Raw genomic sequence first — 13,487 nt, 5'->3', positions numbered from 1 at the left:
CAATATCGTTCCTCCTGCGCGGCTCTAAAGTCTAGCTTCCTTAGGCGGATTTTGCAGGATTGAGATAGTGCGCTAGCACAATTGTGCTTTCCGAGCACTCATTACGCTTTCGACTGTATCTTTGACGCGCTTGTTGAAAGCCGCAACCGAGTGATGGTCGACATAATACTTCGCTGCAGCAATCTCCTGCGATTGCCGCATTGGAGCATTGATAAGCATTCCAACTGTTGCTTCGGCGAGTGGCACGGGCTCGTCTGCAATCGCCGCGATGGTTTCCAATTTTCCTGGATCAGGAAGGCCTTCGAAGGCGTGTTTTGTTCCCGCAGGAACGCGGCCATATGCAAGAGCTTCCAACACTTTGATCTTTGTGCCGCCGCCCCAAGTGATTGGGGTTGCTATGACCGCGGCCTTTTCGTATTCGGAACGCAATTCGTCGACAAAACCGAGCACGCTCACATTCTGCTTGGCACCCCACTCGCGCGCGAACGAAGATTGAGTCGCACCGGCAATTCTAAGCTCGGCCTGAGGTACGCGTTCACGAATCAATGGCCAAACCTGACGCAGGTACCAGTTCATTCCGTCAGTGTTCTGTTTCCTCCCCCAATCACCGACCGACAATAAAATTTTTGATTCTGCGGCGGACGGTTTCAAGGCGTTAATTTCGTCGCCAGTAGAGGAAAGTGGAAGATTTGGTAGCGTCGTGACATGGCGCCGATCGAGTACCGCAGTATCTTTTTCCGAAGCAAGCCAAACGTGATCGGCTTTTTCGAGCACCTGTCTCCCTAGGTACAAACTACCTTGTAGTGCTCGTTGAAGGTAGGCATGCTGCAAGAGATTGTACCTTGACGTCGATCGTATTCTCGCGGCTGTACGGCTAGGTTCCCAGTCGTCGGCATCAATGATGAGGGGGACAGTTCGTTCGGCCAGCAAACCCGCGGCAGCTGACGTGCGACAGAATCTTCCGACTATCAGGTCGACTTCACCGCGATCGCAGAGTTCGGCGATGGTCCGTGCAGCCTCGATACTGACCCGCAGCCCAGCCATAGCCAGGCCGCTTCCGAAGACCATCCCCAAGCCTCGCGAGGCCTTTTCTAGATAATTTTCGTATTTGCTTCCGCTGGTCCCCGGCATAGATATTGACAAAACGGAAAGGGGTTTGTCGTCGAAAGCTGATGAAGGGGCAGACCCAAAATCATGATCGGGGCCGCGGTAATTCAGGTAGAGAATGCGTACACTTCCAACTTGATTCAAGGCGCTCAAAAGCAGATGCGATCGAATCGCTCCGCCACTGATTTCGATAGGAAACGGGGGAAAGGAAATAACATACAGAATACGCATCGAAATCGCCCGCGACAGTGACCCCGACCGACCGATTATGCCTGTTTCCCGATTATGCCTGTTTCTCGGCAACATCAAGGACCGCGTTTCTTTGGGCAGGGTCGTGACATTGCTAGAGAAGGATCAAACACTTTCGTGGAAAGCCTAACGTGGATCAAGAACAGCATTTAACGCCGTTAGTTGGGCTGAAGGTCGCACCCACTCACTATTGTCGGGGGGCGATTCGTGTGTATGCGAACGATATTTGGGGTCACAAATGACATTCTATCATGCCCGCGACGCCGCGGGCTGCATCACCCTTCGAAGAGAAACCGGAGAAGCCGCGGTCAAAAAGGCCGAGGAACTTGAGCAGATGGGCTACTTCGAGGTCGACATTATAGAGGAAGCCAAGTCTGAGGCCACCTGACCGCCGCCGAGCGTTGTGACTGCCATTGGCAGAAGAAAGATCAGTAGCATGCAAATCGCGCGGCACCCCTCGCCCGCTGCTGGCGTCCCCGCTTGCAGAAAAGAGGTTCTGCACAGAGCAGATCAAACCTCCCGCGGCATCCTAGCGCACCTTTTCATACCCTTTGTTCCGCGCTGGGCGGGTGCTCCGTCCAGCTCGGAACATACGTTGAGACGGTCACTACAGAGTTGCAGTCAGCCCCACATGTGCTCGAAGTGCTGGTGGTGGGCACACCGGCCGTCTGTCCCGAACGGCGCTGCGTGTGCAACAGCATTTTCCATTCCGCCGGCCACGCCGGGTGGAACATCTGCAACGGCAGCGCCGGCCAGAGAAGCCGCTGTCAGCCGCGTACCCACCGCAGACGGCAGCAAATCTGTGATAGTGCTCAGCGGGTCGGAGATTGTGTGCGCGTGAGCAAAGTAGGTGCCCCCTTCTAGCGGGACATTGTTGCCGCTCACGTCAGCACGGTTGGCGTGGAATCCTTCCTCAGCCGCCGTGACCAGCGCAGTATCGTGCCTCTGATGTCCATTAATCATCGCCGCCAGGGTGCCGATGGTGGAATCGTCGCCCAGCAGTTCGTTGTTGAACCGAGCCTCGAACAGGCGGCCCGGGGAGGCATCGAGATTGGAATTATTCTGCTCCCAACTTTCCAGCGTTCGGATGAAGGCACCCATACCGTGTGCGTTGGCCGTCGCTACCAAGTGCTCCGCGCGGTCTCCAGGAACGTTGCCCGAGGCGATAAAATCGGCCCAGACGTCGGCGCTCAGCCCGGTCTGAGCTAGTCGAAGATCGGCAACGGAGCTGCCCTCCACCCCATTGCTTTGACTGTCCACCCGGACGTTGTGGTGCCGGAGCCCTTCTTCAACAGTTGTGGTCGCATCGTTAAACATGGTCTCGAAAGACACGTCACGGGCGTTGAGTGCCTGCGCCGGGACCTCGGCTTGGGCGGCGGTATTGGCACCATTGATCGGAGCGGCTGGCGAGACGTCATCGGCCGCGACAACGGCCGGAGCGGCTGGCGGGACATCATCGGCGGCGACAACGGTCGGAGCAGCTGGCGGGACATCATCGGCGGCGACAACGGCCGGAGCAGCTGGCGGGACATCATCGGCGGCGACAACGGTCGGAGCAGCTGGCGGGACATCATCGGCGGCGACAACGGCCGGAGCGGCTGGCGGGACATCATCGGCGGCGATTACAGCCGGAGCAGGTGCCGAACCGTCAAGCGCCGTTGCGCCATACGTGCCAGGATCGCGCCCATCAGGAGCCGAGACCTGACCCAGCGCCACTGTGGGGTTGGACCCATCTTTTGAATAGGCGCGAATGTAGTCGATCTTCATTTGCTCCCCACCAACAGCGCCGGCCTGCGTAGCCAAGTTGGCGATCAGGTATTGCGGGTTGCTGTAGTCGGAAGGAGTAACTTGCGAACCCTTTAACTCACCGTCCACGTAGAAGCTGAGCTTGTCCGCTTCCCAGAGAACACCGTAGGTGTGATACCCGTCCTCGTTGGCTGTCTCGCTGTAGACCTGACGATTTTGCTGCCAAGGAATACCATTCGACGGATCGGTAGTGTGGATGTGGCTATACACGCCCTTGTCGTTTTCGCCATAGTGCTCAACCACGTCCAGTTCCTGCCACGCATCAGGCGTGCCGGGATTAACCTGTTGGTCGGGCAGCATCCAAAAGGCGTCCCACGCGTGCGGGGCATCGCTCAAGTCAGCGCGCATTTCAAAGTAACCTTGCTTCTGCGACCAGTCACCCTCCGTGGTAATCAGCCCAGATTCCATGCTCCCCTGAATACCGGAAGGCGTGACGTCGCCTGTGGCCGTGATGGTCAGTGCGCCACCTTCGACCTTGAACGGATCATAACCTGAGGAAGGATCGACGAACGAGCTATGTCCAAAGCCAACTTCGGCCTTGCCGTCGCTCATGATCCACTCAGAGCGCATATCAGCCCAAGTGGTACCTTCTCCTGTTGCGGAGATGCTTCGAGTGTTAAACTCGTCCGAGAACGTTAGCTTATACCCCGTAAGATCCAGGTTCGCCATATTTTGCATCCTTGGTGTACACTGGCATTCGCGCCCGATTTACAGATGGCCAGTACCGAGGCGCACCAATCTACGATGGCTGCTCGCCTCCGACGTCCCACGCTAAGTACGAAGCCGGATTTCGGCGACGACAGTGACGAGATCAGGGCAATCGGGAGACCTTGGTGCGATGATATTGTGATGTTGCCCGTCGCGCTGAACGTGCAGCAACCAGCGAACGAGGATGAGCACCATTAGCCAGCCGCAACCGTCCAACATTAAACGCGCACGAACGATGTGCGACAAAGATACCTTTATGTGATCGCGGTTGCACGGCGCTGTAATTCGCATCGGTCGACGCTGCAGTACCAGGCCTGATAAACCGAGCCAGCCGAAGCGACCTCACGACACTTGCACACTCCTCAAAACATCCAGCTTGGATATTTTTGCCGTGTGGAGGAAGCAATGAAGCTAACCAGGCTACCGAGATCGATGCCTCAGCAGTACTGATAATATCGGCGGTGCTCGCTTTACCTCGCAGGCATTTTGTTATTCAATGATTTCCCCTGGAATAGTCTATTCAAGCTGGGCGTGATTCTTTGCAGGATTGGAGCCAATGCTGGCTATCAGGTTTGCGGCCATCGCAGCGCCGATATTAGACCGCCGTTTGCGCCGGCGCGCGTGTGCCGCATTGGGATAAAGCCAGCGCTACTGCTTGGCGTCTTTTCCCTTTGGACGCGCCGCTTTCTTAAGCTCTCTCAGCTTGCCGAGCGTCAGTGGTGGAGCCCCGGATGGCAGCCCGCCAATCCACGACGGCATGTCGGCAACCGGGTTGCTGCCGGTAGCCGTAAAGCCCGCGATCAGGTTCGTAATGAGAAACAGGAATATCAGACGGCTTTTCACCGATACCAAAGGAGCGGCCCGACGCGCGGTGAGTCCTCGGAAAGGCACGCGCCGGGCCTGATGGCATGGCCAAATTCCAAGTTAAGGAAGATTCGTGGCGAAAACCGGCCTGCAGGAGCGCCATAACGCCATGGCATAGACATTGCTCTAGATAGATGGCTGGGGATTTGAGTGGCCCAGTTTGCGACAAGCGCCGCCCGGCAATGGATTTCGAACCGGGCGGCGGATTTTTTGGGACGAAACTGTTTTCCTCAACCGACGAAAACATCCTGAAACATAGACTAGACATCGTCATTTCCAGCAAACGGGATTGGTCATGCAATTTATCTTTGATCTGATTCGGACGCAGTCACGCAGCAGATATCTGGCCGCAATGGGTCAGCCGGAGGCTGAGCATTGATCGAGGCCTAAGGTGGCCCGACGCACGACCATTCCAGGCGACACACGCCGGCCCTTACACTCGGGTTACACGCACCGGGATGGCCTGTTGAGGCCGGGTATATTTCTTGGCGGAATCGCTGGCGTAGGAACTGTGGGTCGTGAGGTACGTTGCTGTGGGCGCCCGTCGCCCAACAGGCGCACCAATGACGCCCCCAGCCCGTACCCCGTGGCTGGGGGCGCTTCTCATTCAGACCTGTCCGCTGCTCCAATAAAAATGGCCCCGGCGGGACGTGCCGAGGCCATAAGAGTATTCCTATTCAAACAGCCAGAGGGCGTAGTGGGTACCCCGTCTGGCGCCCTGATAAGAGCGGGAAAATCTGGCAGCGTCTGTCCAATAGTGAACAGAACGCGGAGGGTTGTTGAGCTTGCAACCGGCCTTCGGAACCCCCTGCAAACCTCAACCTCGGGCCGTTCCTGGGAACCTGCAGCGTTGCCCAGGGTTGAAACCATCGCTCACGCGCAGCGTGGAGACAAACCGGGAGAAAGTGGCGGCCGGGCCCTCTCCAGCAGCTGGGGCCGTTTCTCATTCAGAAGCCGGCGAGCCGCCTTCCCAGCTTGGCAAGCCAAATGCTCACCCGAAAACAAGCACGTGCCGCGTAGAGACGGATCAGTCGCATTCGTGCCCCCAATCCTAACGACAGCCGCTAGCAGGGTTCCGTGCAGGTTTCGCAATCCCAGAAACCCCGCAACATGACAAGGTGGGTTGCCGCCTTTAAGACCCCTGAGGGCAGTTGCCTGCATGATTGCGTGGCGTGGGTGCCAGGGCTGTTCCTTTGCCATCACCGCATCTCCACGGGTGTTGCTTCGCCTCGTTCGGGTCAACCTCCTTCCGATCGCCATCATCCCGCTCGGCATCAATCCCGGGATTATCCCACAGACGAAGCCAACATGACTTGCTCTCGCCGGTCATGCGATCGAATGAGCTTAGGGACGGCTCGTCGTCCGCGTCGTCGGCTTCGTCCTCCGGCTCCAGCTCCAGATGGTTTGTCGGTCTCACCCACAAACCGGATAAACCCGTCAATCTCGTCTCTGGCTTATTTCCGGAGTCTTCCTGTCGCGCGAAAACACATGCTCGGTGGAAAACCGTTGGTCTTGAAATGGAGCGCTCCAGCGGACTCTGCTGGCCTTCCTGTGGGGGTGTGTCGGATGGAGTTCGTCACCTGTTTGGCTTATCACAGCCGCGCCGGAAACAGTCCGGCAGCCGCCGACGGCGGATGACAGCTGCGATGGAGAGCCGCCTTCGGGCGGTCTCATAGTCATCCCCTGCTCTATCCAGTTCAGATGCCACGCAGCACTTGGGGCAGCGATAGGTCGAACCGCAATCCCAAGCGGCTTCCCCATGTCGACCCTCCCGCGTTTCAATGGAGGAGCTATCCCAACTCTGCTGGTTCGAGTTCAATGCTGCGGATCGGCACGTCGTCCGGCGACTTCCGACCGTCCCACACCACGATCGGGGTGGCTTTGTTGGCGGTGATGCGCTCGACCACGCCGCGCCGATCGGTCCAGTCAAACTGGCCCGGGCGCTTGTTGTTGTTGAACGCGGCTGCGACGCGCGCTGTGATCTTAACCCGGTCCCCTCGCTTGATCATCTTCGGTCCCTTAGCGGATTGAACGGCCAGAACGTCGTGAAAACAGGAAAGCGAAAGCCACCGATTGCAAACTCGGCGGTGCTGATACGCTAACGGAACACTTGTTCCAGTCTTGTGGGTAGCGTCCTAATAAATTGCGTCTTGAGCGCCAAATTTGGCGAGTTTCTGTCCTTAAATTTAATTTGCGGAACTTCTGAGAGGGCCACAGCTTAGAAATCGCGACTCGTTACTTTGGCCACGCGTAAAAAAGATCGCCGTTGCTCGGTCGAGCATTCAATAATCGCGTGCAGACCGCTAGCCAATAGAACGGCCATGTAAGCGGACACGTTAGTTCAGCTCAGGCAGCTCGCAAGAGCAACACGCCGACAGGCGTCATCAGCCTTAAATTTCAGCGCCGGCCGGCATCAATCTCCGGGACTCCCGTAAAGGACGTTGATGCATGCAGGAGCCCTATGTGTACATCCGCGCAACACAATAAGCGTGGTCGATCTATCTGGCGCGTAACAATTCGGTTGCTCCCGACAAGAGCGACGCTGCACGTTGCAGCGCTTTGTACGTGGGCGCTGGCAAGCCGGAGAGACAGACCTCGATGAGTTGACCTACTCGGGATTATCTTTTCCGTCGCGCCTTGACGTTCTGCCAGGGCAACGGCGAGGTTGCCCTTACATTAATGCGTCAGGTTGCAGAGCACAGCTCGCAGCCTGACCTAACTGGCGCTTTGTCTTTTTGCATCGCAGCGAGCATCATTTGTAGGTTGAGGCTCGTGCTCGGGACTGACGACCAAAAGGAACCGAAGGCTTCGACGCCTATTGCACGCTCCATCAACCCTGGAGGAGACGATGGGTCACTTACATAAGAGAAACAGTATGACCACTAGCCGCTCCCGTGGCAATCATTGAAGTACGATACAAATCTCGGCGGCTACGATGCTGGCATCACGGAGTCGCAGCTGCAGAATGCCCCGAAGTATAGCAACGACAATTCATGGAATGGGAGTGATCCAACAAGAATCCGTGCGGTGAACGACTATTACGGGGTGGGATTTAACAAGGACAACGAAGGGCCGCTGCGACGGCCCTTCATTGCTCCAAGCGCGGGGGCCTACTCTTTCGCCGCCGATCCAGCCCGTCGCCCTCAGAATTCGGCTTTCATAGACTGAGTCCCGTCATTTCCCGACAGGCAAACCAAATATCATTGCGGCCTACCGCAATGACACGCACGATGAAGAGTAGTGCACCGACCGAGGCTGCCAAGCTGGATGCGAAACCAAGCCTCAAGTCTTTGCCGCTCATGTCCGCGCTAATCGTGCGGTGGCAATTTCGCCCCAGTACGAATGCGTCTTGCAATTCCACGCACCCCATGTTCACGCCGTATTTGACAACGCCCCGTCGGGCGAGCCGGTTAGAACTCTAGCTTCAGTCCCTCTTGCAAGGGCTTGCCATTCCAGGGCCAGCGGCCCGGAAATAGTGACTTCATGTTAGTCGGCAAGAACTCATTTCCGGACCTCTGCCAGCGTGAATTGCGATATCCGCTTTGCCTTCGATGACCTGACGCGGTCAGCTCGACCGGTCATTCCGAAAGTGCCATTAGCGGATTAGGCTTAATCCAACGCCTGCGCTTGCCACCACCTATTGATTGACTTGCCTACCTCGGTGTCCACGTGTTGACGGCGCTCTGCGCTGACCCGATAGGTTCAAAAGTAGCGAGCGTGGCGAGTTCCCGAAAGCGGTTTCCGCGGCCCCAGTGAAATCAAGATTTCTCCGCTTTTTGGACCTCGATAGCGGGGTACAGGTCGATAAGAATACTAAAAGGAGGCATCCACCAATGCCGACAAAACGCGATTTTGATTCTAATCCTTTGCCTCTCTTTCTCGCCGAACCTGAGCCGTCTATCGGAAAAGTTTGGACCAGAGCTGTTATCTCGTCGCGCGTGCTTAAGGCGAGTATTTTGCTTGCAACGGCGACAGCGATCGGTATCGCAATTCTGTCGGTGGGAAATCCCGTGACGCTCTTGGCAAATGTCACGGCTTCGCTGGTCGACAAATCGGTAGACCAGCGTAGCCCCGATCAGTGGGCGCCAGCAATTCAATCTACCGTTCAGGCTTTGCCGCCGACCGCACAGGACGCGCCGACCCGCGACCAAATTGCTGCCGCCTTTGAATCCGTCGGCCAAAGTCAGACGGAAAATACGGCGACATCGTCTGAAGCCCTGATGAGGCAATTTCAAGCTTGGGCGGCCGAGAAGGATGCGCAGGCACAGGTCGCGCCCGTGCAGTCCGTTCAAGATGCGCCGGCACAGGTTGCGGAAAATGCGCGGGCACAGATTGCCGAAAATGCCCGAGCACCTCTCCGGCCGATGCAAAAGCACCGAGTTGTCCGGCCCTTCCACACTAATAGTACGCATGCAGAAATACGGCCCGTGCAAAATCCCCGAAAAACAGTTCGGCGAGAGCAGAATGCAAGGGTACAGGTTCCGCCCGCACTAGACGTGCGAGCACAGGGCCAGTCTGTGCAAAATGCCCAGGTACCGTCGTTCCTACAAACCTTCGGTCAGCGCAATTAGACCGAGCACGAAGGGATTTTGTTCAAACCTCCTGACAGCAGCCAGCAACCCTTCTGCGCGTCCCGAGAGGATCCTCCTGCGCATCCCCGTTCGCGATTGCCGAGACTTGTAAGCGATCTCGCTTGTAATTGAACGGCCGATCATACTTGGTGCGTCCCTAAGCGACTGATGGTCTCGTGTCCTTCAATGCGTGTCGCTCGGCTGTTTCTCAGGTGCCGTCGTTCGGCCTTAAGCTGCTGGACTTCTGTTACTCCCCCTGATTTTCCGGCATTGCCGGGCGTTGTTCGCGGCGGTTAGGCTGTGAACAGGCGATATCCACTACGCACGAGGCAATCCACGGGAACAGGTTCGAGTAAGTGGACGACGTTTTCATTAGATCGAGGCTCGCAGTATTGAGCTCACGCTTCGATCAGCTTGCGATGCCACTCTAGTGCGTCGCTTCATCGGTAAGCTTGCTCGGATTTGTCTTCGATGTCGTGAGCAAGCTTGTCTCGGTTATTTCGCGAAATTGGTCACGTTCCCGACCCAATAGCGGAAGCGTGTACCGTCCCATTTTCTTCTAACGCAGCTTTCCGTGCGGCTGGCCCGGAGTCAGCGAAATCTGCCGGCTGGTACTTTGCCCATCCAAAGGATCCAATCATCGCTTATGTCGGCTTGGTATCCCGACGCAGGTCGTCGTCCCATCCGTTTCTCGTGCGGCAGCACTGCACGGCTTTGCCCGAACAATCTCGGTTGATACTCCGTCTTCCGCGACTTTGGCCAAGCCCGTTTGCGGGGTGACCAATGTCTGCGCGGCAACACCTTGAACTGCCACTGGAGCGACCGGAGACGATTGCCCGGTTATAGGTGGCGAAGAGGATCCGACTGCAGCTCCACCTGGGTTGGTCGTCGTCGTCTCACCTCTGCTTAAAACCCCGCTGCCTGGAATGGTACCGCCAGCGGCTCGGCCTCGAGGGAGATCGATGCCGAAGGAAGTTGTGGCACTGATGTTGCCCGTTGCCGGAGGGGCTCCGCCACTTAGGTTTGCATTCGGGGCTACGCTGCCGGGGCCTGCTCCCACGGCAGATTGGCCTGATGGACCGACCGTAACCGTGTTGCCGCCCTGGACACCGCTCGAGAAGGCGGATCCGCTGCTTACGTTTGCGTTTGGAGCAACGCCCCCAGGAGGATTGATGCCGGATGGAGTGACGGTGTTGCCGCCCTGGATGCCGGTCGGGAGGGCGGATCCGCTGCTTACGTTTGCGTTTGCAGCCACGCCCCCAGGGGGATTGATGCCGGATGGATTGACGGTGTTGACGCTCGGCACGCCGGTCGAGAAGGGGGATCCGCCGCTCACGTTAGCGTTTGGAGCCACGCCGCCGGGGGGGGCCGGGGGGAAGGATGCCGGATGGATTGACGGTGTTGACGCCCGGCACGCCGGTCGAGAAGGGGGATCCGCCGCTCACGTTAGCGTTTGGAGCCACGCCGCCGGGGGGGCCGGGGGGAAGGATGCCGGATGGATTGACGGTGTTGACGCCCGGCGCGCCGGTCGAGAAGGCGGATCCGCCGCTTACGTTTGCGTTTGGAGCCACGCTGCCAGGGGCTCCATTTGAGACACTACCGCGCCCGCTGATTCCTCCTGCGCTAGCTGCGCCTGGACCACCCATACCACCCGCAGCCGCTCCCCCGCCGCCGGTCCCGCCCCCGGCACCGGCGCCGCCAGCCGCAGACCCGCCGCCTGCGCCTGCCCCGCTGCCTGCGCCTGCCCCGCCGCCTGCGCCTGCCCCGCCGCCTCCGCCTGCGAGAGCAGAACTGGCAGGCAACAAAAAGGAGATGAGGATTGCGAAGATCGCGTGTGTTGATCGAGCGGCCATGAGAACCTCAATGGACTGTGCTATGTCAACAACGTCGATGTCTCACGGTTCCTTGATGGTACGCCGTCAGGAGCGGGTCTAATTTGATTTGAAAGAACGTGACGGATGTCATGACGTCGCTTACCTTTACCCGAACCACCCAGCGACGAACAACTTTTCATTGAGAAATTGGCTTACTAAAGAATGGACTCCAGGGTTCCATTTTTTCCCGAAAGGCGTGCTCTATTCGAATTCCTGCAGATTGAGGCGGTCGGCACTGTCGCTCGAACACCTCGCGTTTGGCGCTGTCCGTAGCGAGCTCCCGGATTCGGGGCACATTCGGCGGCTCCTTTCCGCAATTTATCAAGGTGAACTTGATAGTCTTCACGACGAAATAAAATTTAGGATCTTCTCCACACTGCTGACCACGGCCAGCCAAAGAAGATATAGCCAACCGAACATCGCAATTAATGCCGTCGCGGCAAACGCCAGCTTGCTCGATGTCGCTCTCCAGGAGGAGCGAGGGCCTTCCTGAGCTGGCCGCGGAGTGGCGCCTTCTGCGCATAAGAGCCCTGGGAAAGGAACTAGCGGCCAAGGACCGTCACAAACATTGTCGTCTGCTACTGACGGCCGTGGCCGCCTGGAAAAGCTCTCTGGCGCTCCAGTGCTTGGTCGAGCTACGGATACGCCCACCGAATCCTCTTGTTTGACATGCTGCGCCATACGGCTGACCTTAGTCTATGATCTGAGCTCTACAGTATGAAGCTCAACTGCCTTGCCAGCGTGCTGCCGGGTCTTACTCCTGATTGCTTCTAGGGATCCGATCGTCGCGCGAAGCGTCGAGAACTTCCACCATTCGCCGAAGAAGGTCGTGGCATTCAACAGGTGATATATTGAAGTAAACAGATTGGCTTTGCTGAACATCCATCTTACTTGCTCCCAGACGCCGCTCGGGTGCGGTCCGCCTCAACGAGCTTCGTAAACAGTCGTTCCCATAGGAATAGCGAAATTGCCGATTTTTCCCATCTCGGAGGGGTGCCCTCGGATGATTCGCTAGGGGTGGTCCCACGCGCCGCGCCAGCCCCTGCGCCCCACTCTCTTCCAATCGCAGACCCGTCACTTCTGTCTGTCCGGTAGTGGACAAAACAGAATTAGGCAACGGGCCCTTACGTACCGGTGCCGAGAGTATTTGGCTGGTTGTGGCCGTTCGAACGATTTCCTGGAATATGCGCCGTCACTTGTCGGAGGCATGCCGTCCATCATCGCCATCTTTTTGCAGCAGGAGCCGCCCATGGCCTGCCGGGCTTCTGTTCCGGCTTAGCTTGTTAGCTCGAAGCCGCCCGCCAATCCTTGAAGGCCCTTCGGACATGTTGTTGGAAGCCGATGCCGCACCGGCTTTAATTTAAAGGACAGAAACTCGGCAAATTTGGCGCTTAAGACCCTATTACGGGCGCCAACCACAAAGCTGGAACAAGTGTTCCGATAGTGCATGGGCACCGCCTAAAGGACTGAAGATGGTCAAGCGAGGGGACCGGGTTGAGATCACAGGGCGCGTCGCAGCCGCGTTCAACAACAACAAGTGCCCGGGCAAGTTGACTGGAAAGATCGGCGCGGAGTGGTCGAGGGCATCACCGCCAACAAAGCTACCGCGATCGTGGTGTGGGACGGTAGGAAGTCGCCGGACGACGTGCCGATCCGCAGCATTGAACTCGAACCAGCAGAGTTGGGATAGCTCCCCCCAATTGAAACGCGCGAGGGGCCACCGGGAAGCCGCTTGGGATTGCGGGTCGACTTATCGCTGATCCAGTTGCGGCGTGGCGTCTAACCGGGATAGAGTAGAGGGGATGATTAAGAGACCGCCCCAGGCGGCCCTCCATCGAGGCTGTCATCCATTGTCGGCGATCGTCCGTGCACGTATCTTCCGATGAAGAGTGCTTGTAGGTAATGATGTAGATCCAGACTGTCATTGGTCTCTCTTGAGCTTTCGCCGGCCCCCAATGATGCTTTTTCCCTGACTCCGTAAACGCCCGGACGTGGCTGCGGTTCGGCGCTCGCATAACTTAGATCCCCGCCATCATCCTGGCCCGCTTAGCTCGACAACCAGCATCAGCTCATGCAACATCCGCACAGAATTGCGTCTCGCAATTTCCGTCTTAGCGGCGTGCACGGCGTTGCCTGGCCACTTTCTTTGGCCCTGTCTTTTGAATGCCTACAAGCTCAGACTGACTGCGGGGGACCGAGCGGAGCGAATAAATAGCCATCCAAAGGCCGGAGAGAACTGCGGTCGACGCCCGTGAATAAAACGGCACCAGCGCGCGAGACCGACAGATTGCTTCGAAAGTATAAATGC

At 57.6% G+C, this 13,487-nt stretch carries 6 protein-coding genes and 1 pseudogene; 3 read left to right on the top strand and 4 right to left on the bottom strand.

Going from position 1 to position 13,487, the window contains the following annotated elements; translation table 11 throughout:
• Positions 1–72 precede the first annotated feature (72 nt).
• Complete coding sequence (locus tag RX328_RS18200) at positions 73–1,338, bottom strand: glycosyltransferase (protein ID WP_213255789.1); 1,266 nt, start codon at positions 1,336–1,338, stop codon at positions 73–75.
• A 256-nt stretch (positions 1,339–1,594) separates the two neighbouring features.
• Here RX328_RS18200 and RX328_RS18195 point away from each other — a divergent pair, with 256 nt between their 5' ends.
• Entirely contained in the window at positions 1,595–1,744 is a 150-nt protein-coding gene (locus RX328_RS18195; RefSeq protein WP_213255791.1) for a hypothetical protein, read from the top strand.
• A gap of 233 nt (positions 1,745–1,977) precedes the next feature.
• On the opposite strand, the gene RX328_RS18190 is transcribed toward RX328_RS18195, so the two are convergent.
• From RX328_RS18190 to RX328_RS18180, 3 genes are all read right to left on the bottom strand, one after another.
• On the bottom strand, positions 1,978–3,714 hold the full coding sequence (locus RX328_RS18190) for a glycoside hydrolase family 16 protein (RefSeq protein WP_317258774.1): 1,737 nt from the start codon (positions 3,712–3,714) through the stop codon (positions 1,978–1,980).
• Positions 3,715–4,518: 804 nt separating this feature from the next.
• Positions 4,519–4,722: a hypothetical protein gene (locus RX328_RS18185; RefSeq protein ID WP_213255795.1), complete on the bottom strand. Its 204-nt coding sequence runs from the start codon at positions 4,720–4,722 to the stop codon at positions 4,519–4,521.
• Between the two features lie 1,802 nt (positions 4,723–6,524).
• Positions 6,525–6,743 carry a hypothetical protein gene (locus RX328_RS18180; protein WP_213255797.1) on the bottom strand — a complete coding sequence of 73 codons (219 nt, stop codon included), beginning with the start codon at positions 6,741–6,743 and terminating at the stop codon, positions 6,525–6,527.
• Between the two features lie 877 nt (positions 6,744–7,620).
• On the opposite strand from RX328_RS18180, the pseudogene RX328_RS18175 reads away from it, so the two are divergent.
• Together RX328_RS18175 and RX328_RS18170 are read left to right on the top strand one after the other, a co-directional pair.
• Positions 7,621–7,782 (top strand): annotated as a pseudogene (locus RX328_RS18175) (PRC-barrel domain containing protein); the annotation flags it as partial.
• A 785-nt stretch (positions 7,783–8,567) separates the two neighbouring features.
• Positions 8,568–9,305: a hypothetical protein gene (locus RX328_RS18170; protein ID WP_213255799.1), complete on the top strand. Its 738-nt coding sequence runs from the start codon at positions 8,568–8,570 to the stop codon at positions 9,303–9,305.
• Positions 9,306–13,487 lie beyond the last annotated feature (4,182 nt).

Source organism: Bradyrhizobium sp. sBnM-33, from assembly GCF_032917945.1.
Classification (GTDB): domain Bacteria; phylum Pseudomonadota; class Alphaproteobacteria; order Rhizobiales; family Xanthobacteraceae; genus Bradyrhizobium.
This window is presented reverse-complemented; position numbering and strand designations above follow the sequence as displayed.

Bases quoted from the DNA above. Each gene is read 5' to 3' on its own strand.
- RX328_RS18200 (WP_213255789.1), bottom strand. From the start codon at position 1,338: ATGCGTATTCTGTATGTTATTTCCTTTCCCCCGTTTCCTATCGAAATC.
- RX328_RS18195 (WP_213255791.1), top strand. From the start codon at position 1,595: ATGACATTCTATCATGCCCGCGACGCCGCGGGCTGCATCACCCTTCGA.
- RX328_RS18190 (WP_317258774.1), bottom strand. From the start codon at position 3,714: ATGAGCGACGGCAAGGCCGAAGTTGGCTTTGGACATAGCTCGTTCGTC.
- RX328_RS18180 (WP_213255797.1), bottom strand. From the start codon at position 6,743: ATGATCAAGCGAGGGGACCGGGTTAAGATCACAGCGCGCGTCGCAGCC.
- RX328_RS18170 (WP_213255799.1), top strand. From the start codon at position 8,568: ATGCCGACAAAACGCGATTTTGATTCTAATCCTTTGCCTCTCTTTCTC.